Source organism: Halomonas sp. G15 (assembly GCF_021282295.1).
In the GTDB taxonomy this organism is placed as follows: Bacteria; Pseudomonadota; Gammaproteobacteria; order Pseudomonadales; family Halomonadaceae; genus Halomonas; species Halomonas alimentaria.
The window spans coordinates 63,180-84,175 of sequence record NZ_JAJSPA010000016.1; the positions used below are offsets into that span (position 1 = coordinate 63,180).

Consider the following 20,996-nt stretch of genomic DNA (forward strand, 5'->3'; position numbering starts at 1 on the left):
CGTCTTGCCCTGCGCCTCCCAAAGACAACGAGGCCCCGCGAGCCTGAGCTCGCGGGGCCTCGGCGTTTTAGGCGCTTCCGCTCAGCCGAGTCGCTCGGCCAGGGCGTCGAGGTCGGTGACGGTGAGGTCGGGCTCGATGCCCCAGGGATCGAAGGGCGCCTCCGGGCTGCGCCGCACCCAGGCGGCGTGAAGGCCGGCATGGCGTGCGCCGATCACGTCGAAGGCGTTGCTTGAGATCAGCCAGGTATCGCCCGGCTCGCTCTCGAGGCGGTGACGCAGGTGGGCATAGACCGCGGGATCCGGCTTGAAGCGCTTGACCTCGTCGACACTGACCACATCGGCGAAGTAGCCGCGGATGCCGGCCTGCTCGAGCAGCCCCTCCACCGCCGCCGCGGTGCCGTTGGAGAAGGCCACGCAGGTGACGCCGGCCTCCCCCAGGCTCGCCAGGGCGCCCTCGGCCTCGGGGAAGGCCGGCAACTCGGCGTAGATCTGCATCAGGTGGTCGCGGTCGGTATCGGAGAGGCCGGCCCGCAGGGCGCGGTCGGTGAACACCAGGGCCTCTTCGGTGCAGCGGACGAAGGGCTCATAGGCCCCCATCAGTCCACGGCGGAAGCTGTACTCCAGCTGCTTGTCGCGCCAGCGCCGCGAGAACTCCGGGGCCAGCTCGGCCTTGCCCAGTGCCCCGAGCCGCTGCTCCAGCTCGGAGACCACCCCGTGGGTATCGATCAGCGTGCCATAGACATCGAAGGCCAGGACCTTTGCCATGGGAAGCGCTCCTTCACTGTGGGTCGATGTCTCGAGGGTGTGCCAGCCCGGCCGGCGAGGCAAGAGTCCCCTTCAACGGCATCGCCGCGGGACAGGCCCGCGGCGATGAAGCGGCCCGAGGGCCGGCAGGGGTGAACTCCGGATCAGGCGACCGGAGCAGTCACCGCCTTGAGGGCACCTTCGCGCACCAGGGCGTCGGTGACCTTGTCCACGGCACGACGGGCGCGGGCGACGATCTCGTCGACCTGGGCCGGCGTCGCGATCAGCGGCGGCGCGAAGCCGAGGATGTCACCCTGGGGCATGGCGCGGGCGATCAGGTTCTCGTCGAGTGCCGCGGCCGCGATGCGCGGACCCACCTTGAGTGCCGGGTCGAAGTGCTCACGCTTCCCGGGGTTGGCGGAGAACTCCAGCGCCGCAAGCATGCCAACACCACGCACGTCGCCGACGATGGGATGGTCGCCGAAGGCATCGGCCATGGCCTGCTGCAGGTAGGCGCCGGTCTCGGCGGCGTTCTCGGTCAGCTTCTCGCGCTCGATGATCGCCAGGTTGGCCAGCGCCGCGGCACAACCCAGGGCATGGCCGGAGTAGGTCCAGCCGTGGCCGATGGGACCGTACTCGCCGGTGCCCTGCTCGAGCACCTTCCAGACGCGGTCACCGACGATGACGCCGGAGAGCGGCTGGTAGGCGCTGGTCAGCCCCTTGGCCACGGTGATCAGGTCGGGCTTGATGCCGTAGTGGTGGCTGCCGAAGTCGGCACCGATGCGCCCGAAGCCGCACACCACCTCGTCGGCGATCAGCAGCACGTCGTACTTGGCGAGCACCGCCTGGATCGCCTCCCAGTAGCCCTCCGGCGGCGGCACGATGCCGCCGGTACCGAGCACCGGCTCGCCGATGAAGGCGGCCACGGTCTCCGGGCCCTCGGCCAGGATCATCTCCTCGAGCTTCGCCGCGCAATGCTTCGAGAACTCGCGCTCGCTCATGCCCTGCTGCTCGGCGGCGCGGTGATAGTAGAACGGCGCCTCGGTGTGCAGGATGCCCTCGAAGGGCAGGTCGAACTGGTCGTGGAACGCCTTGAGGCCGGTCAGCGAGCCGGTGGCCAGGCCCGAGCCGTGGTAGCCACGCATGCGCGAGATCACCTTCTTCTTCTGCGGGCGACCGAGCACGTTGTTGTAGTAGCGCACGAGCTTGAGCTGGGTCTCGTTGGCGTCACTGCCGCCGAGGCCATAGTAGACCTTGGACATGCCGGGGCCGGCGAGCTCGATGATCTTCTCGGAGAGGGCGATCTGCGGCTCGTTGGAGTGCCCCACATAGGTGTGGTAGTAGGAGAGCTCCAGGGCTTGCTGATAGATCGCCTCGGCCACCTCGGTACGGCCGTAGCCGATATTGACGCAATAGAGCCCGGCGAAGCCGTCGATGAACTCGCGGCCATCCTTGTCGCGGATGGTGATGCCCTGACCACCGGTGATCACGCGGCCCGGGGCGTCGCCGTGGGCGAAATCGCGCAGGTGGCTGGAGGCGTGGAAGGTGACCTTGCGGTCGCGGTCGATCAGGTCCTGGTGCTGCTGGCTCATGTCGTTCTCTCTGTAATCAAGGCTCCCCGGCGTCCTGCCGGGGAGGATTTTCATCGTCGTCATGCAGGGGTTGAAATCAGCTGCCGGAGACCGACCCAAGCGCCCCCAGGCAGTAGTACTTGGTCTCCAGGTACTCGTCGATGCCGGTGATGCCACCCTCGCGACCGAGGCCGGAGTGCTTGACGCCGCCGAAGGGCACGGGCGGGCCGGTCATCTTCACCGAGTTCACCGAGACCATGCCGAACTCCAGCGCGCGCATGATCTTCCAGATGCGGCGGATATCGTGGGTATAGATGTAGGCTGCCAGGCCATACTCGGTGTCGTTGGCCATCTCGATGACCTGGTCGTCATTCGCGTAGGCAGTGATCCCGGCCACCGGCGCGAAGCTCTCCTCGTGCCAGATCTTCATGTCATGGGTAACCCCGGTGAGCAGGGTGGGCATGAAGAAGTTCTCGCCCGGCGCCAGGCTCTGGTCGCCGGCCACCAGGGTGGCGCCCTTGGCCAGGGCGTCATCGACGATGGCCGCGGCCTTCTCCACCGCCTGGCGGTGGATCAGCGGACCCAGGTCGATCTCGCTCTCCAGGCCATTGCCAACGGTCAGCGCCGCCATGCGCTCGGCGAAGTGCTCGACGAACTCGTCATGGATCGACTCGTGGACCAGGATGCGGTCCGCGGCGAGGCAGTCCTGGCCGGCGGTCTGGAACTTGGCCGCCACCGCGGCGAAGGCCGCCTCCTTGGGGTCCATGTCCGGCCCGACGATGAAGGGCGCATTGCCCCCCAACTCCAGCGACACGCGCTTGACGGTGTTGGCGCTCTGCTCGAGCAGCAGGCGGCCGACCCGGGTGGAGCCGGTGAAGGAGAGCGCCTTGACGCGATCCTCCGCGCAGAGGATCTTCGAGACCTCGGCGGGCTCACCCAGCACCACATTGAAGATGCCAGCCGGGATGCCGGCGCGCTCGGCCAGCTCGGCCAGTGCCAGCGCCGAGAACGGGGTCTCCCCGGCGGGCTTGACGATCACCGGGCAGCCGGCGGCCATGGCGGCGGCGGCCTTGCGGGTGATCATCGCCAGCGGGAAGTTCCACGGGGTGATCAGCGCGGCGATACCCACCGGCTCCTTGATGGTGCCCAGGGCGGCGTTGGGGATATGGCTGGGGATGGTCTCGCCGAAGGTACGCTTGCCCTCCTCGGCAAACCAGCGCACGAAGCTGGCCCCGTACTCCACCTCGCCGCGGGCGTCGGGCAGCGGCTTGCCCTGCTCCAGCGTCATGATGGTGGCCAGGTCCTCGCGGTTGGCCTGCAGCAGGTCGTACCAGGCCAGCAGGCGCTCGCAGCGCTCGTCGGCGCGCAGCGCGCGCCAGTGCACGAAGGCGGCCTCGGCGGCATCCACGGCGGCGCGGATCTGGTCGGCCTCGAGCCACGGAATATGCCCGATCACCTCGCCGGTGGCGGGATCGATCACGGCCTCCTCGCGGCCGCCGTCGCCGTGGGTCCACTTGCCATCGACATAGGCGTACTGACGGAACAGACGCGGATCGTCGAGCATGGTGGACAGCGTCCTGGACAGCTTCATGTTCATGCGGCACCTCCCCTGACGCACCGGCCGGATTGACGTTGTGAGCCGGTACAAAAAAGACTGGCGAGCCGCCCGGTTGCGTCCGGTGCGGCTCGATGGGGACATGATAGGGGAGAAGCTGCGGCGGGAGTTTTCGTTAGCCGACGAGGCGAATGGGCTTTTTTTCGTCCTCGCCGGCGTGACACGAAGTTTTTCTGTGGTGGTCGGATGCGAGCGAGGCGCTCAGCCCGCCGCGGGGTCGACCAGCGCTTCCTCGGTGAACACCAGCAGCCCCAGCTCCGGGCGGTAGCCGTGGATCTCGGTGACATCCAGTGCCTGCAGGAAGGCGAGGATCTCCTCGCTGACCACCTGCCCCGGTACCAGTACCGGGAAGCCCGGCGGATAGGGGATCACGAAGCTCGCCGAGACCACGTCGCGGCCGTCTCGCATCGCGGCCTGCAGCGCGCCATTGTCGAAGCGCAGGTACTCGGTGTTCTCCTCGTCGTAGCTCAGGAAGTAGGCGCGGCGAATATCCCCCTGGGGGGTGTCGGGGCACTGGCGGAAGGCGTCGTGGAAGCGGCTGAAGTCGGGCAGTGGCGGCAGTTCCTGGGTCAGGGAGTGCACGCGGTGCTCGATGATCTTGCGCTCGGGCCGACTGCTCTCCTCCCAGCGCGCCTCGAACTCCTTGGCCAGCTTGATCAGCACATCGAGCAGGTAGGCAATGGAGCCGCGGGTGGTGCCGATGTTGGTCATGAACAGCACGGTATTGCGCGAGGTCTTGTTGATCTGGATGCCGTACTTGTTCATCAGGTATTCGTTCTTGAAGGTATCGCCGTCGATGCCGGTGGCGCCGATGGCGATGGTGATTCGGCTGGGGTCGACGACGAACTCGTCGTTGGCCCAGGCCTCCTCCATCTTGTTCCAGCCGGTCACCGGGTCGAAGAAGGTATCGACTCCCGACTGGCGGTACTCCAGCGGCACCATATCCTTGTTGATCAGCACCCGGAAGTACTTCTGCAGCAGCGGGTGGGTGTAGAGCTGCTCGCGCAGCGAGAGCGCCGCCTCCACCTGGGCGTGAACCAGTTCGAAGCCCTCCATCTCCGCCTGCATCCGCCCCACGTCCAGCGAGGCGATGATCTGGTAGTTGGGCGAGGTCGAGGTATGGGTCATGTAGGCCTCGTGGAACGGCGCCTCGACCTTCTGGCGGAAGTCCTGGTCCCAGACATGGATCATCGAGCCCTGGCGCAGCGAGGTCAGGGTCTTGTGGGTGGAGTGGGTGGCGTAGGTGCGGATGCGCACCACGTCGGGATCAGGAAGCAACCGCCGCTCGAGCCAGGTGGCGTCATCATCGGGGTCGAGCTGGTCGAACTCCGCCTTCCAGGCGGCGTACTCCTCGCGGTAGGCCTCGCTGCGGTAGCGCTCGCGCAGGGTACGCGCGGAATGCATGGCAGTGCGCGGCCGGTAGGTGGGGTTGAAGCCCGCGAAGGCGAACCAGGCCTCGTCCCACAGGAACACCAGGTCGGGCTTGATCGCCAGGCACTCCTCCATCACCCGGCGTACGTTGTAGACCACGCCATCGAAGGTGCAGTTGGTGAGCAGCAGCATCTTGACCTTGTCGAGCTCGCCGGCGCGCTTGTAGGCGAGCAGGGTCTTCTTGATCTCGTGGAGTGGCACCGCGCCGTACATGGAGTAATCATGCAGCGGGTAGGAGTCCAGATAGCTGACGTGGGCGCCGGCCAGCACCATGCCGTAGTGGTGGGACTTGTGGCAGTCGCGGTCGATCAGCACGATGTCCCGTGGCTTGACCAGCGCCTGCACCACGATCTTGTTGGCGGTGGAGGTGCCATTGGTGACGAAGAAGCTCTGGCGCGCCCCGAAGGCTCGGGCGGCGTACTCCTGGGCCTTCTTGATCGGGCCATAGGGCTGCAGCAGGGAGTCGAGCCCGCCGGAAGTGGCCGAGGTCTCGGCGAGGAAGATATTGATGCCGTAGAAGTCGATCATGTGGCCCGCCCAGTGGGAACGGGTCACCGACTTGCCCCGCGAGATGGGCATGGCGTGGAAGACCCCGGTGGGCTTCTTGCTGTACTCGCGCAGGGCATCGAAGAAGGGGGTGCGATAGCGGTTGTCGATGGCGCGCAGGATGGTGTGGTGCTGCTCGATGTAGTCCGTCTCGCGATAGAAGATCCGGTTGAAGTGGCGGATATCGCGGCTGGCCGTGGCTTCCACATCGCCGCTGGTGACCAGGAACTGGTCGATCTCCGGGCGCAGCTCGTGGATCATCGAACTCAGCAGGATGCTGCGCTCGGCCTCGGACTGGTTCTCCAGCTCCTGCTCGGAGAGCCCCTCCAGGTAGTTGCGCAACGCGCTGAGGTTGTACTTCGACTTGTAGGGAAACTCGTAGCGTATCAGGCAGGCCTGGATGTTGGGGTTGACCAGCACCGCGATCAGGGCGTCCTCGAAGCTGCGCACCGTGACCACGTCGTAGACGAAGCGATCCTCCGGGCGGCGCATGTTGTGGAATGCCTCGCGCACCACCTCCTCCTCCTGGGCGGAGAGGTTGTCGACGATCAGCAGCTCGAAGTACGGCTGGGCCGAGCTGTTGGAGGCCGGGTGACCACGGCGCAGCTGGTTGAGGGCGTCGAGGGTCTCAAGGTCCTCGGCATCACCATCGGTCTCGCTGAGGTCGACTTGACGCCTCCGGTAGGACTCGCTGATCAGTGCCCGCACCAGGCGCTTGACCACCTTCTCCAGCAGCGAATACTCCTCGCGGTCGAACAGCGACCAGAGATGCCGGAAGTCCTCCTTGGAGGGAAAGGCATGGTAGTCCTCGATGATCTCCAGGCGGGTGAGCTTGACGTCGATCGCCTTGACCAGGGTCCGCGCCCGGGCAGTGTCGGCGGGCTGCCTGATCAGTTGGCCCAGGTCACGCTTCAGAGCGTTCCAGGTATCGGCACGCAGCTGGGAGATCTTGTGATAGAAGCCCAGGGCGGTGTAGGGCGTCTCGGTAGGACTCGTCTCGTGCATGGCAATACCCTTGCATGATGGTTGTCGTTGTCATTACCGGGTCATCACTGGCGGTCACCCGCCGAGCCGTTCGCGTACGCCGTAGCGCACGGTGACCCACTCCTCGGGGAAGTGGTCGAAGCCGAGGTCCAGGTCGAGGCCCGGCCAGTGGTAGCGCACGCGCCCCTCGGCGGGACGGTAGAACGCGGTATAGACGGTCCCCAGGCCCCGCCGATAGTCGTGGCGAAACAACGGCGGTGCCTTGAAGGCCGCCTCCAGCCGCGCCGCGTCGGTGGCCTCGTCGTCCACTAGTATGGAGAGCTGTCGCTCGCGAATCAGGGTCTCCGAAGCCAGGGCGTGTGCATACCACTCGATCCTCTTCTGATGGTTGGTGGCCACCGGTACCCGGCGGATGCTGGCACGCCGGTCCGGGGCGATCATCGCCGTGACGTAGCGTCCCGCGGCATCGGCCACGGTGATGTTGTAGGCCATGTGGGTGGGCACCCGGGCCAGCACCTCGGCGGCCTCGGGCACCGTATCGCAGAACTCCAGCAGGTAACGCAGGATGATCGGCGCGCCGAAGCCGTCGCCCACCGCCTTGCGTCCGCCGAAGGCCAGCGACACGGCGAGCCCGCGATCATTCATGCCGTCGAGCACGCCCCACAGGCAGTCGGTCATGGCGATCACCCGGCGCTCGTTCCATCGCGTATAGAGGATGGTGCCCTCGCACAGCTCCGGCGGATAATCGTAGTTGCGCGCCAGCAGGGTGGCGCCGGGACGCGCCAGCACCGCCTGGGAGCAGCCGGTGATATAAGGGGGTGGCTGGTAGAGGCTGAGGAAGCGTGACGCCAGGTCCCCCCCGCCGGCCAGCGAGCACAGCGCCTGATAGGTCGGCAGCAGCTCGGGCATGTGCCGGCGCAGGGCGTTGAGGCAGGCCAGGTACCCAGGCCGCTCGCGCTCGCCCTCGGCCAGATACCACGCCTCATAGGCATGCCAGTGGGTGTCGAACAGCGAGCGCCACTTGGGCCCTGCCTCGAGCTCGATCAGGCTGCGAAAACGCAGCGTCTTGTCATCCATCGCATCGGGCATGCTCACAGGATCTTGAAGTTACCGCCGCCCACGGCATGGCTGACGGCGACCTGCTCCACCACCGGGTCCTGCAGCGACTGTCCGGCGTACTGGCCGCGAATACCGTCGATCCATGCCTTGGCCCGCTCGTTGAGCTGGAAGTCATCGTCCATCAGCCGCCCTCGGGTGATCAGAATGCCGAGGTCCGCCCCCTCGTAGCGGAAGTCACCTGCACCGCTGATGCGCAGGAAGAAGCCCTCCTGTTCACTCTCGGCGGCGTGGGGGTGGTAGCTGTAGTGGTCATAGGCGATGCTGCCGTCCGCCCCCATCTTCCAAACCCCGGTGCGCGGCGCGGCGGTGAGCAGGTCGACGCTCTCGTCGGTATGCTTGATCACCAGCTGGCTCCAGCTGTCGACACTCTCCGGGTGCGCCCAGCGCTCGTTGATCTCGTTGATGTCGAGGTCGAAGTCGACATCGGAGAACTCCAGCAGGTGGAACAGGAACAGCGGGATGTCGGAGTGGGCGAAGGCGGCCACGTTGGTCAGCGAACTGGCCCCGGTGACCCGCGGATTGAGCTCGCCCAGATAGACCTCGCCGTTGTCCATGTCGATCAGGAAATCGAGCTCGAAATAGCCACGGTAGCCCTCCTCGCGCAGCGCCTCGCCGAACTTGAAGGTGTACTCCCGCGCCTTGTCGCGGATCTCCTGGGTGAAGGCGCCGGCAAACATCTCGTTGCCGCACCAGCCGCCCTTGTAGGGAGTCAGCGTCTTGAAGCCGACCAGCTCGGTCATCAGCGGCCCTACCACGGTACCGCAGCGGGTAGCACAGGCCTCGATGGCCGAGCCGCGGCAGTTGATGCGCTTCATGATCTTGACCTCGGCCTCGGCCTCGATCTCCTCGGCGTGCTTGTAGTAGTCATCCTCGCCGGCGATGAAGAAGGTGGTATGGCCGGAGTCGCCGAAAGCGGTCTGCACTACCAGGTCATTGCCCAGGTCCTTGCTCACCTCGCAGAGTTCCTGATAGCTGCCGACCCGGGCCAGCACGTTGGGCACGCTGGGCACCCCGGCCTTGTTGCCGATGCGCACCGTCTCGATCTTGTTGTCCATGCGTTGACGCAGCGCCGCCGGCGGGAACGCCACCCGCAGCCCGAGCTGCTTGCAGACCTCCTCGGTGTGCTCGTCGAACATCAGGAAGGCGGCCACGCCGGCGTCCTCACCATCCGCCCGGGACTGGATGAAGTCGATCACCTCCTTGTGCTCGAGGAGGTAGTTGTTGATGTCCTCGATACTCTCGAAGTCACGGGGGAACTTCTCCTTGGGCACGAAGACATTGCGTTGCTGGCCCTCGAAGCAGTCGATGTAGTTGATATGCCGGAAGTTGCCCACCCAATCGCCGATGCCGAGCAGATTGAAGTTGGTCGCCGAGATGAAATAGACCGGCTCCTTGTTGTTGAGGAAGTGGCGGCGGACGTCGGCGATGCTGGTGATCTTGTTCATTGTGGTCGCTCCAACAGTGTCGGATGAGGGGGCATCGGCCGCTCCCGCGGCGGATCGAGGCGCGTGTCGCGAAACGGAGCCCCTGCGGCCGAGCAGCCGACACAGGGTGCGCTTCAGGGACTCCAGCATGATATGGCCCTCCGGGTGGGCGTGATCCGTGCCCTGCTCAGGGCTTTCGATCAGTACTCTTCAATGTCGGCGCGCCGGGGCTTCTGCAGCGGGCCCAGGGTGTCGAGGAAGGGCGACGAGCCGGTCTCGCTGCGGTAGAGCGAGAAGTCGACGGCCCGATCGCGGAAGCTCTTGAGCGGCTGGCCCAGTCCGCGCAGGCCGGTTTCGCGCTCGCGTCGCACGCGGTTCAGGTCCACCTCGATGGGCATGACCTCTTCGCCGGTGCCCGCCTGGTGGATGACGTCCCCGGAGGGGCCGACCACGATGGAGCGGCCGTTGCCGATGGCGCCGGCACCGTTGATATCGAAGAAGTAGCACTGGTTGACCGCGGCATTGGTGCGCGCGATGGAGAGCTCGATATCACGGTCGATGGTGTCGGTCATGGTCGGATGCAGGATCACCTCGGCGCCCATGGCGGCGAGGGTGCGGGTGGTCTCCGGGAACCACATGTCATAGCAGATCGAGACCCCGAAGCGCGCCACGTTGGGCACGTCGAAGACCACGAACTCACTGCCGCTCTCCACCCCCGCCTCATAGGGCCGGAAGGGGAACATCTTGCGGTAGCGGGCCACCACCTGGCCGTGAGGGTTGATCACCGACAGGGTATTGAAGATTCCGTCGTCGGTCTGCTCGAACATCGAGCCCGGGATCAACCAGATGCGATGCTGCTCGGCGATCTGGCAGAACAGCTGCTCGGCATGGCTGGGGAACGGCTGGGCATGGTGTGGCGAGGCCCCCATGGGCATCAGCTCGCTGAACAGGACCATCTGCACCTGGGGAAAACGGCTCATCAGCACGTCGATCCGGTGACGCATGGCCTCGGTATTGTCGCCGTGGTGGAGAGCATGCATCTGCACCCCGGCAATGGTGAAGTAGGACATCGTCGTCTCTCTCGTCAGGCGATCCGGGTATTGCGTGGGCACTGCATCTCGTCCGGCTATTCGCGGTGCCGGATAGATCGCCCGGCCAGTGGGCTTTCGCCCACCCCATTAGTTACCAGCTTAGCCAGCAGTCGTCCAGCGCCCTTCAACGGTCTACTCGCGCAGAGGCGCGGACTCAGCCGACAAAGTCGTCGCGGGAAAAGCCCGGGACGGGGCGCTTGACGCTCTTGGTGACGATATAGGTGAAGTAGCGCTCGATACCGGCATCGCCGGTGAGCCAGGCGTCGATCAGGCGCTGATAGGCGTCGATGGAGTCGGCCTCGACCTTGATCAGGTAGTCGACGCCGCCGCCCACGGCGACGCACTCGGTGACCTCGGGGGTCTCCTGCACCAGTGCCTCGAAGCGGGCGAAACTCTCGGCGTTGTGGGCCTTGAGCTCGATCTGCACCCACACCGGGGTGCGCCGCACCAGCGCAGCGGCGTTGATGCGGGCGCTGTAGCCCTCGATGATGCCGGCCTTCTCAAGCCGGCGAACCCGCTCCCAGCAGGGGCTGACCGAGAGGTTGATCGCCTCGGCTAGCCTGGATTTGGTGATGCGGCCGTCATGGGAGAGGATCTCGAGGATCTTCAGGTCGTAGCGGTCGAGTTTCATGGTGATCCCGGCCGCCTTATCCCAGGGAGTCGACGATATCGGCGATCACCGCGATGGTGTCGCCCATGTTGACCAGCGCCGGATGGCGCCTTGCCGCCAGCACGCCGCCGCGCGCCGCGCGGTACTCCACCGGGGCAGTGCCGCTGCGTGTCATGTCGTAGACCCGGGCCACCACCTCGCCCTTCTCGACCCGCTCGCCCAGGGCGTGGCAGAGCTCCAGCACGCCGGAGTGTTCGCTCTGCACATAGCAGCTGGCATCGGGCATGTCGAGGTAGACCTGGGGCTCGTCGGGCATCTCCACCTCGCCCTGGAGCAGGCCGTAGTGGATCAGGAAGTTGCGCACGCCGCGCTCGGTGATGGCCATGCTCTCCGGGGTGGAGGTGCCGCCGCCGCCAAGCTCGGTGGCCACGAAGATCTTGCCCTGGCTCTCCACCGCGGTGTCGAACAGCGCCGCCGCGTCGAGTTCGAACATCATCATGGCGTAGGGGGCGCCGAAGGCCTTGGCGCCCTCGAGCGCCTGGCGCTGCTGCTCCGGGTCGTCGAGCACATGGGAGGCGCCGAAGGGGATGATGTCCAGGGTACGCCCGCCGGAGTGCAGGTCGAGCACAACGTCGCACATCGGCACCATCACCCGGGTGAAGTAGTCGGCGATCTTCTCGGTCACGCTGCCGTCGGGGTCGCCGGGGAAGCTGCGGTTGAGGTTGCCACCGTCGAGCCCGGAGGTACGCTTGCCGGCCATCACCGCGGGGGTGTTCATGCAGGGCACGATGATCACCCGGCCCGTGACCTCCTCGGCCTTGAGCTCGCTCGACAGCTTGAGCAACGAGGTGATGCCCTCGTACTCGTCACCGTGGTTGCCGCCGGTGAGCAGCGCGGTGGGCCCCTCGCCGTTCCTGACCACGGTGACCGGGATCATCACCGCCCCCCAGGCGGAGTCGTCCACCGAGATGGGCAGCTTGAGGAAGCCGTGCTGGACGCCATCGGCGTCGAAGTCGACGGTGGCGCTGATGGGGCTGGGACGCTTGGTCATGGTGTACCACTCCTTGTTCTCATATGGCATCGGCATGGTGGGCTTGATGCCACTCGGGGCTGATCTGGCGGCAGATCTTCGAGGGGGCGCTGTTAACCCATCCCTGGGCGCTACCGACGCCCTGCGGCGCTCTCGCATCCTGCTCCGCTTGCAGGACCGGTGCTGGCCATCCTTGGCCAGCCCGTTCGGAGCAGTGCTCCTCACCCCTGGCGTAGGACCCCCTCTACGTTCTGCCGCCAGCGCCCCTCGTTGTTCATTGCAGCAATCTTGGATTCTGTTTGTTCAGCGCACGAAGAGCTGGCGCGGGAAGTCGGCCAGGGTCTCGCAGCCGGTCTCGGTGATCAGGATGCTCTCGGTGATCTCCAGGCCCCAGTCGTCCTCCCACAGGCCGGGCATGAAGTGGAAGGTCATGCCCGGCTGCAGGATGGTCTCGTCGGAGGGACGCAGGCTCATGGTGCGCTCGCCCCAGTCCGGCGGGTAGCTGATACCGATAGGGTAGCCGCAGCGCGCACCGCCGCGGTCGAAGCCGTACTTGTCCATGGCCGCGCCCAGCGCCATGGCGATGTCCGCGGTGCGGTTGCCGGGCCTCGCCACCTCCAGGCCTCTCTCGATGCCCTCGAGCAGCGCCGACTCGGCGCGCACGAACTCCGCCGGCGGCTTGCCCAGGAAGACCGTTCGCGACATTGGCGCATGGTAGCGCTTGTAGACCCCGGCGATCTCGAAGAAGGTGCCCTCGCCCTTGCGAAAGGGGGTGTCGTCCCAGGTCAGGTGGGGGGCGGCGGCGTCCTTGCCGGTGGGCAGCATCGGTACGATGGCCGGATAGTCGCCGCCGAACACCTGGCCGCGCTCGTCGCGCCACCCCTCGATGGCAACCCGGTAGATCTCCGAGACCAGCTTGCTCTTGGGCAGGCCGGGCTCGATCACCTCGAGGATCCGCGAGTGCATGCCCTCGACGATCTTCGCCGCCACCCGCATGTACTCGATCTCCTGGGGCGACTTGATCGCGCGGCACCAGTTGACCAGGGCGTTGGCGTCCATGAAGCGGGCGTGGGGCAGCTCGCGCAGCAGGCTCTGATAGGCCTTGGCCGAGAAGTAGTAGTTGTCCATCTCCATGCCGACCACGCCCTGGTGCCAGCCGCGATCGGGCATGATCGACTGGGCCAGGTACTCCATGGGGTGCATGTCGGGGTTCTGGACGTAATAGTCCGGGTAGTAGGTGATGTTGTCCGCATCGATCCAGCAGGTGCGCAACGCCCCGTTGGCATCCATGCGCCGGCCATACCACACCGGCTCACCCTCCAGACCGACCAGCACGCACTGGTGCACATAGAACGACCAGCCGTCATAGCCGGTGAGCCAGGCCATGTTGGAGGGGTCGCTGACGATCAGCACATCGATGCCCCGACTCGCCATCTCGGCGCGGACCTTCCACAGCCGGGTGGCATATTCCTCACGAGTGAAGGGCAGGTTTACCTGGGTCATTGGGCCACTCGCCAAAGCAACATCAAGAAAATGGCCCTCTCGACGAGGAGAAGGCCCGGGCCAGGGTCACGATCACTGTCGAATGCCTGAACGGGCCGCGGACCACGGGCCACTCAGTCGCACCAGGCAGTGGGGGAGGACCCCCATAGCGGGAGGTTACTGCCAACCCACGGTAGCCGGTCAAGCATTTCCTGATGTCAAAGATGCCAGTGTTACGGGCTTGTCCGCGAGACCGGGGCCCGGGATGATGGGTCCATCAAGACCTCCGGGAGGAAACATGAAGGTACTGGTCCATATCGACGATGCCGAACGCTGGCAGGAAGCCCTCGCCGAGCGCCTGCCCGAGGCCGAGATCTTCACCAGTGCGGCGCCGGCCGACAAGCGCCGCGAGGCCGACTACCTGGCGGCCTGGAAGCCCCCGGCGTCACTGCTGCGCGAACCCATGGCCCTCAAGGGGATCGTCAACCTGGGCGCCGGGGTGGATGCCCTGCTCAACAACCCCGGCCTGCCCCCGGACGTGCCCATCGTCAAGCTGCGCGATGCCGGCATGGCAGAGCCCATCGGCGACTACGTGCGCTACGGCCTGCTGCACTTCCAGCGTGACTTCGACCGCTACCGGCGACAGCAGCGGGGTCGGGAGTGGCACGAACATGCCATGAGCGACAAGGCCGACTGGCAGGTGGGGGTGCTGGGGCTCGGCGCCATCGGTTCCAGGGTCGCGGCCATGATCGCCGCCGACGGCTTCCAGGTACACGGCTGGAGCCGCTCGCCCAAGCACCTGGAGGGCATCACCTGCCACCATGGCGATGAGGGCCTGGATGCGCTGCTCGGCCGGGTGAAGAGCCTGGTGCTGCTGCTGCCCGACACCCCGGCCACCCGGCATATCATCGACGCCGAGGCCCTGGCCCGGCTGCCCGAGGGCGCCAGCCTGATCAACCCGGGGCGCGGCACCCTGATCGACGAGGCGGCCCTGCTCGATGCCCTCGGGGAGGGCGAGGCCGAGGGTCGGCTGCGCGGCGCCATTCTCGATGCCTTCCCCGAGGAACCGCTGCCCGAGGCAAGCCCCCTGTGGGCCCATCCGCGGGTGTGGGTGACCCCCCACATGGCCGGGCCGACCCCACTTGCGGCAGCACTGGACCAGGTAGCCGAGGCACTGCGCGCCTTCGAAGCCGGCGCGCCGCTGGACACGGTGGACCCCGCGGCCGGCTACTGAACAGGCTACTCGGCAGGTCGCCGAAGCCCTAGGCTGAGAGGCGAGCCCCAACGACCCAAGGAGATGTGCCATGCCCACCCAGGTGAACTATGGCCCCGGCGACGCACTGCTCGTCGTGGACATGCAGAACGACTTCTGCGAAGGCGGTGCCCTGGCGGTAACCGGCGGCAACGCCCTGGTACCCGCAATCAATGCCGAGATCACGGCAGCCCGCGCGGGTGGTGCATTGATCGTCGCCTCCCGGGACTGGCACCCGGTGGACCATGTGAGCTTCGCCCATCGCGGCGGCCCCTGGCCGGAGCACTGCGTGCAGGACACCCCGGGGGCGGCCTTCCATACCGACCTGGCGCTGGATGCCGACACCATCCGCGTCAGCAAGGCCTGCGCCTTCGATGCCGACGCCTACTCGGCCTTCGACGCTACGGGACTCGGCGGCTACCTGCGCAGCCGCGGCATCGAGCGGGTGATCGTCTGTGGCCTGGCACTGGATGTCTGTGTTCAGGCCACCGCCCTGGAGGCCCGCCGCGAGGGCTTCACCACCCTGCTGCTCGAACACCTGAGCGCCGCGGTGGTACCCGATGCGGTGGCCGAGGTGCGTGATGCGCTGAAGAGCGCCGGCGTCGAGGTGAGTGGCGAGGTATCCGCATGAGGCATCCCTCCTACGCCATCGCCGACGCGGACCTGGCGATGCTCACCGACCTCTACCAGCTCACCATGCTCCAGGCCTACTGGGTAGAGGGTCTGCAGGAGCGCGCCACCTTCAGCCTGTTCTATCGCCGCCTGCCCGCGACGCGACGCTTCATGCTCGCCTGTGGCCAGCAGTATGCGGCCGAGCTGGCCACGCGGCTGCACTTCAATGACGCCCACCTGGCCAGCCTCGCCGAGACCGGCCAGTTCCGTGACGACTTCCTCGCCTGGCTCGGCCAGTGGCGATTCACGGGGGATATCTGGACCCTTCCCGAAGGCACACCGGTATTCGAGAACGAGCCCTTCATGGAAGTGGACGCCCCCCTCGCCGAGGCGCAGCTGCTGGAGAGCCTGGTGATGAACCTGGTACAGCTGGAGACGGTGATCGCCTCCAAGGCGGTACGCGTGGTGCTCGCAGCCGGGGGCCGACCGGTGATGGACTTCGGCCTGCGCCGCATGCACGGAATCGATGCCGCGGTGCGCGGAGTGCGTGCCTACCGCACCGCGGGCCTGGCCGGCACCAGCAACGTGCTCGGCGGGCTGCGCCACGACATGCCGCTCTCCGGCACCATGGCCCACAGCTACATCCTTGCCCACGATGACGAGGAGGCCGCTTTCGCCGCCTTCGCCCGCCACTACCCCGGTACCACCCTGCTGGTGGACACTCACGACACCCTGGCCGGCGTGGCCAAGGTGATCGCCCTGATGGACGCAGACCCCGAGATACGCGTCGGCGCCATCCGCCTCGACTCCGGCGACCTGGGCACGCTGGCCCGGGAGGCACGCTCGCGGCTCGACGCGGCGGGATACCCGGAGGTGAAGATCGTCGCCAGCAGCGGCCTGGACGAGTGGAAGATTGCGGAGCTGGTCGCGGCCGGCGCACCCATCGATGCCTTCGGCGTGGGCACCGAGATGGGTGTCTCCTCGGATGCACCGGTCATCGATCTCTCCTACAAGCTGGTGGAGTACGCCGGCACCCCGCGGCTCAAGCACTCGCCGGGCAAGATCAACCTGCCCTGCCGCAAGCAGCTCTACCGCCGGCACGACGCCGAGGGCCGCTACGCCGGCGACATCATCGCCCTGCGCGACGAGCCCGGCATCGAGGGGGAGGCGCTGCTGCGCCCTCTGGTGCGCAGCGGCCAGGTGGCAGACGACGAGATGGCCCTCGCCGAGGGCGCCCGAGAGCGGGTTACCGCCGCCCTGCGCTGCATGCCGGAGTCCCTGCTGCGAATGGAGGCCGGCCACGCCGACTATCCGGTCGAGCTCTCCCCTGCCCTGGCACGCCTGCGCTCGAGCAGCTGACATCCGTGCCTGCCAAAGGCGGGGGAAATGTGGCATCGTCGGGTAATGGGGAACCTCCGGGCAGGCACTGGCCTCACACGTCTCGGGCCATGTCGGTCCACCCCGGTTCCCGCTACGGAGAGCGTCCATGCCCAAGCGAGCCCCTCTGTGGTCTCGGCCCAGTGGCCTGATGGCCCGCCTCATTCCCTGGCTGCTTGCCTGCTTGCCGCTGATGGCGGTGGCCGATGCCCCGGCGGCGCCAGGGCCTGCCCAGCGCAGCGCCGAGAATCGCGAGGTCACCACCTCGATTGCCCCGCGCCCCTTCAAGGCGCGCTATCGCCTGGAGGTCAAGGGCTGGCCCGCGGCCTATGTGGACCATCGGCTGTCTCACGAAGGCGACTACTGGGAGAGCCTGATGGAAACCGGCATCCGGGTCGCCCGCGGCAGCGAGCGGAGTCGCTTCCTGCTGGAGAACGGGGGCATCCAGGCCCTCTACTACGCCAGCGGCTATATGCTGCTCGGGGTGGGCGACAGCTACAGCCTCTCCAGTGACAGGCTGACACGCCTGCCGGACCGCCAGACAGCACTCTTCGCACTCTCGCGACGCATCATCGATGGCGATTGCGCTGCCAGCAGCTGCGATATCGGCTACCTGGATCACAAGGGGCGCGAGGAGGCCCTCAGGGTCCGCGCCCAGGGTCGCTCGCGGATCACCCTGCCCGCGGGTACCTTCGAGGCGCTGACGGTGGAGGCCAGGGAAGCCGACAAGCCCGATCGTCGTCTGGTATTTCACTTCCATCCCGAGGTGCCGGGCCTGCTGCTCGCGGTCGACTACCATCGTGGCGACGAACGTCGCAGCCACCTGGCACTCAGCGAACTCAGCGTGCTGGAGTAGCCACCCGCTTGGGGTGGCCCTCGGCGGCTGCTAGAGTAGCCGCTTTTGAGGCCCCGCTCCGCGGCGGCTACAGAGGGAAGGGAGTCTCCATGCTGAGCGGCCTGCTGATCGTGCTGCTGCCCCTGGTGCTGGGTTACCTGGTGCCGGTGCGTCACCCCGCCGTGCTGACGGCGATCAATCGGGGCGTCAACGCCTCCGTCTATCTCATCCTGCTGCTGATGGGGTTCGGCCTGGCTGGCCTCGAGAACCTCGCCGGCCAGCTGTCACGCATGGGCGGACAGGCGCTGACGCTGTTCATGCTGACATCGGCCTGCAACCTGGCGGGATTGTGGTGGCTATCATGCCGCCTCAGACTCGCCGCCGACCCCTCTCGCGTGGTGCCCGGCGCCCCCACCAGCAAGCTCGCCGCCATGACCGGCTCGCTGGCCCTGGTCGGCGTGGTGGTACTCGGCGTGGCGCTGGGACTGGCCGCCGGCCGGCTATCGGCGACACCGCTTCACGCCATGGCCGAGACCCTTGCCGAGTGGGTGCTCTATGTCCTGCTGGCACTGATCGGCTGCCAGTTGCGCAACTCCGGCATGCCCCTGCGTCAGATCCTGCTCAATCATCACGGCCTGGCCATCGCCCTGACCCTGGCCGCCACCTCGCTGGTCGGCGGCCTGCTCGCCGCGCCGCTGCTCGAGTTGCGCTGGAACGAGGGACTCGCCATGGCCGCCGGCTTCGGCTGGTACTCGCTGTCGGGCATCCTGGTAGGTGATGCCCTGGGGCCGGCGCTGGGCGCCGTCGCCTTCTTCAACGACCTGACCCGGGAGCTGGTCGCCTTCGTGCTGATCCCGCTGGTGATCCGGCGACACGCGGCCCTGGCCATCGGTTACGGTGGCGCTACCTCGATGGACTTCACCCTGCCGGTGATCCAGCAGCATGGCGGGGTGGGCTGCGTGCCGGTGGCGGTGGTCTCGGGCTTTCTGCTCTCGCTGCTGTCACCGCCCCTGATCCTCTTCCTGCTGACACTGTGAGCCGCGCCTTGCACGCCACTTGCACATTCGCTGACCATTGGTTGCATCGCAACGCGCCACCCTGGCGAGCCACTTTTACCGCGGCGAGACGACCATGCGCCTGACCCTGCCTCGCCCCGCCATCTCCCGGCTGGGCATCAAGCTGTTCGCGGTGATCCTGGTGGTCAATGTAGCCATCTCCGGCCTGGTCTTCCTGGCGGTATCGAGAAGCCTCGACCAGGGCTTTCTCGATTACCTGGACAAGACCCAGACCCAGCGTGCCGAGACCCTGGCGGCGGGACTCGCCGAAGAGTGGTCGCGACGCGGCGACTGGCAGTGGCTGCGCGCCTCGCCCCGCGCCTGGCACCGCCTGGTCCGACACCAGCTGTGGCCCGGCGCCGGGCCGGCACCGGTGGGCATCGAGCGTCAGCTCGGCGATCCCAAGGACTTCGTGCTCCACGACGCCCAGGGGCTGCCGGTGATCGGCCTGCCACCGGACGATGACGAGGAGGCCGCCACCCTGCGCTGGCTGCCTATCGAGCATCAGGGCGAGCGCGTCGGCACCCTGGGTTATCGCCCGCCCGAGCAGCTGATGGCCCGCATGGAGCGGGTCTTCCTCTCCCGGCAACAGCGTAACCTGGGCATCATCATCGGGGCCCTGGGCCTGGCCTCGCTGCTGCTGGCCGGCGGTCTCTCCTGGTGGCTGGGGCGACGCACCCGCGGCATGGCACTGGCTACCCGGCGCCTTACCGAAGGCGACTACGGCACTCGCCTGCCCGAGCACGGCCGCGATGAACTGTCGCGGCTCTCCCGCGACTTCAACGTGCTGGCCGCCACCCTGGAGGCGAGCCGCGAGGCGCGCAGTCGATGGGTCTCGGACATCGCCCACGAGCTGCGCACCCCGTTGGCGGTGCTTCGCGGCGAGATCGAGGCGATGCAGGATGGCATTCGCCGTCTGGATCACGAGAGCCTGCACTCGCTTTCCCAGGAGGTGGAGCAGCTCGAACGCCTAGTCGCCGACCTGCGACTACTCTCCCAGAGCGATGCCGGCGCCCTGGAGGTTCAGCTGGCGCCCCTGAACCTCGCCGATAGCCTGCGCCAGCGCCTCGACGAGGCCAGTGGCTGGCTGGACGACAGCGGGCTCACTCTGGAGTGCACGATCCCCGAGACGGCTTGGGTCCGCGGCGATGCCAGCCGACTGAGGCAGCTTTGGAGCAACCTGCTTGACAACACCTGCGCCTATACACGCCCCCCCGGCCGGCTGCGCGTCAGCCTCGAGAGCACTCCCGATGGCGTCCGGATCCTCTGGGATGACAGCGCGCCGGGGGTCCCGGCGGCCCAGCTGTCACGGCTCACCGAGCGGCTCTACCGGGTCGAGGGCTCACGCAGCAGGGCCAGTGGCGGCAGTGGGCTGGGACTCTCCATCGCCACCGCTCTGGTCAAGGCCCACGGCGGTGAAATGACCGCTGCCGCCTCGCCGCTGGGTGGGTTACGCTGGATCCTGCGCTTCCCGCCACTCGATGACATCACGCTCAAGGAGGAGACCTCATGACCCAGGCCGAGCACCCCCAGCGCATCCTGATCGTCGAGGATGAACCCAAGATCGCCCGGCTGGTTGCGGACTACCTGGCCGGCAGCGGCTTCGAGCCCCACCACCTGAATCACGGCGACAGCGTACTGCCGTGGCTGGAGGAGACCCGCCAGGCCGGGGAGGGGCCGGCGCTGGTGCTGCTCGACCTGATGCTGCCCGGCACCGACGGCCTCACCCTGTGCCGCGAGATCCGCCAGCGCTGGCCGGCCCTGCCGGTGATCATGCTGACCGCCCGGGTCGAGGAGGTCGACCGCCTGCTGGGCCTCGAACTGGGCGCCGATGACTACATCTGCAAGCCGTTCAGCCCCCGCGAGGTGGTCGCCAGGGTCAAGGCCGTACTGCGCCGCAGCCAGCTGGCCAGCGAGCCAGACGCCGCCGGCAGCGACCTGGTACTGGACGAGGAGGGCTGGCGCGCCCTGGCCGACGGCCGCGACCTGGGGCTCACCGCCGTGGAGTTCCAGCTGCTCAAGGTGATGATGCACGCCCCCGGACGGATCTTCTCCCGCGACCAGCTGATGGACCACATGTACCGCGACCACTAAAGTGGACCCCATCGTCAAGACAGAAAACGTCCCGATTTAAGTTATCGTCTCGGCCTTGGCTGCAGCTGCACAGCGCTGCCCTGTGTCATGGTCCTGAGCGGTGTCACGTTGATGACCAAAGTGA

16 protein-coding genes and 1 pseudogene are annotated in these 20,996 nt (G+C 67.1%); 7 read left to right on the top strand and 10 right to left on the bottom strand.

Annotated features, from left to right (window positions below):
* Window positions 1-81 precede the first annotated feature (81 nt).
* From LWH48_RS09650 to doeA, 10 genes are all read right to left on the bottom strand, one after another.
* The gene (locus tag LWH48_RS09650; protein ID WP_232912378.1) at window positions 82-765 is read right to left on the bottom strand and encodes a haloacid dehalogenase type II; all 684 of its coding nucleotides are present in this window, start codon (window positions 763-765) and stop codon (window positions 82-84) included.
* Window positions 766-908: 143 nt separating this feature from the next.
* Window positions 909-2,336, bottom strand: coding sequence for an aminotransferase (locus tag LWH48_RS09655; protein ID WP_232912379.1), 1,428 nt, complete (start codon window positions 2,334-2,336; stop codon window positions 909-911).
* Between the two features lie 76 nt (window positions 2,337-2,412).
* The gene (locus tag LWH48_RS09660) at window positions 2,413-3,912 is read right to left on the bottom strand and encodes an NAD-dependent succinate-semialdehyde dehydrogenase (RefSeq protein WP_232912380.1); all 1,500 of its coding nucleotides are present in this window, start codon (window positions 3,910-3,912) and stop codon (window positions 2,413-2,415) included.
* A gap of 219 nt (window positions 3,913-4,131) precedes the next feature.
* Window positions 4,132-6,912 carry an aminotransferase class I/II-fold pyridoxal phosphate-dependent enzyme gene (locus tag LWH48_RS09665; protein ID WP_232912381.1) on the bottom strand — a complete coding sequence of 927 codons (2,781 nt, stop codon included), beginning with the start codon at window positions 6,910-6,912 and terminating at the stop codon, window positions 4,132-4,134.
* Window positions 6,913-6,966: 54 nt separating this feature from the next.
* The gene (locus tag LWH48_RS09670) at window positions 6,967-7,980 is read right to left on the bottom strand and encodes a C45 family autoproteolytic acyltransferase/hydolase (protein WP_161430906.1); all 1,014 of its coding nucleotides are present in this window, start codon (window positions 7,978-7,980) and stop codon (window positions 6,967-6,969) included.
* A 2-nt stretch (window positions 7,981-7,982) separates the two neighbouring features.
* Window positions 7,983-9,455, bottom strand: coding sequence for a biotin carboxylase (locus tag LWH48_RS09675; RefSeq protein WP_232912382.1), 1,473 nt, complete (start codon window positions 9,453-9,455; stop codon window positions 7,983-7,985).
* Window positions 9,456-9,634: 179 nt separating this feature from the next.
* A complete protein-coding gene (locus LWH48_RS09680; protein WP_161430902.1) occupies window positions 9,635-10,504 on the bottom strand; it encodes a carbon-nitrogen hydrolase family protein in 870 nt (289 codons plus the stop codon).
* 175 nt (window positions 10,505-10,679) lie between these two features.
* Window positions 10,680-11,156: an Lrp/AsnC family transcriptional regulator gene (locus tag LWH48_RS09685; protein WP_161430900.1), complete on the bottom strand. Its 477-nt coding sequence runs from the start codon at window positions 11,154-11,156 to the stop codon at window positions 10,680-10,682.
* Window positions 11,157-11,172: 16 nt separating this feature from the next.
* Complete coding sequence (gene doeB, locus LWH48_RS09690) at window positions 11,173-12,186, bottom strand: N(2)-acetyl-L-2,4-diaminobutanoate deacetylase DoeB (protein WP_232912383.1); 1,014 nt, start codon at window positions 12,184-12,186, stop codon at window positions 11,173-11,175.
* A 282-nt stretch (window positions 12,187-12,468) separates the two neighbouring features.
* Window positions 12,469-13,668, bottom strand: coding sequence for an ectoine hydrolase DoeA (doeA, locus tag LWH48_RS09695; protein WP_161430896.1), 1,200 nt, complete (start codon window positions 13,666-13,668; stop codon window positions 12,469-12,471).
* 277 nt (window positions 13,669-13,945) lie between these two features.
* Between doeA and LWH48_RS09700 the strand changes: the two genes are divergently transcribed.
* From LWH48_RS09700 to LWH48_RS09730, 7 genes and pseudogenes are all read left to right on the top strand, one after another.
* Complete coding sequence (locus tag LWH48_RS09700; protein WP_232912384.1) at window positions 13,946-14,881, top strand: 2-hydroxyacid dehydrogenase; 936 nt, start codon at window positions 13,946-13,948, stop codon at window positions 14,879-14,881.
* A 70-nt stretch (window positions 14,882-14,951) separates the two neighbouring features.
* Window positions 14,952-15,530, top strand: a complete 579-nt coding sequence (locus LWH48_RS09705) for a nicotinamidase (RefSeq protein WP_232912385.1) — start codon at window positions 14,952-14,954, stop codon at window positions 15,528-15,530.
* Window positions 15,527-16,870, top strand: coding sequence for a nicotinate phosphoribosyltransferase (locus LWH48_RS09710; RefSeq protein WP_232912386.1), 1,344 nt, complete (start codon window positions 15,527-15,529; stop codon window positions 16,868-16,870). The genes LWH48_RS09705 and LWH48_RS09710 overlap by 4 nt, the downstream gene beginning before the upstream one ends.
* Window positions 16,871-16,997: 127 nt before the next feature.
* The gene (locus tag LWH48_RS09715; protein ID WP_232912387.1) at window positions 16,998-17,744 is read left to right on the top strand and encodes a hypothetical protein; all 747 of its coding nucleotides are present in this window, start codon (window positions 16,998-17,000) and stop codon (window positions 17,742-17,744) included.
* Between the two features lie 89 nt (window positions 17,745-17,833).
* Window positions 17,834-18,760, top strand: coding sequence for a lysine exporter LysO family protein (locus tag LWH48_RS09720; protein WP_232912388.1), 927 nt, complete (start codon window positions 17,834-17,836; stop codon window positions 18,758-18,760).
* 94 nt (window positions 18,761-18,854) lie between these two features.
* Window positions 18,855-20,291: an ATP-binding protein gene (locus LWH48_RS09725; protein ID WP_232912389.1), complete on the top strand. Its 1,437-nt coding sequence runs from the start codon at window positions 18,855-18,857 to the stop codon at window positions 20,289-20,291.
* A pseudogene (locus tag LWH48_RS09730) lies at window positions 20,288-20,869 on the top strand (response regulator); the annotation flags it as partial. The gene LWH48_RS09725 and the pseudogene LWH48_RS09730, both read left to right, overlap by 4 nt.
* Between the last annotated feature and the right edge of the window lie 127 nt (window positions 20,870-20,996).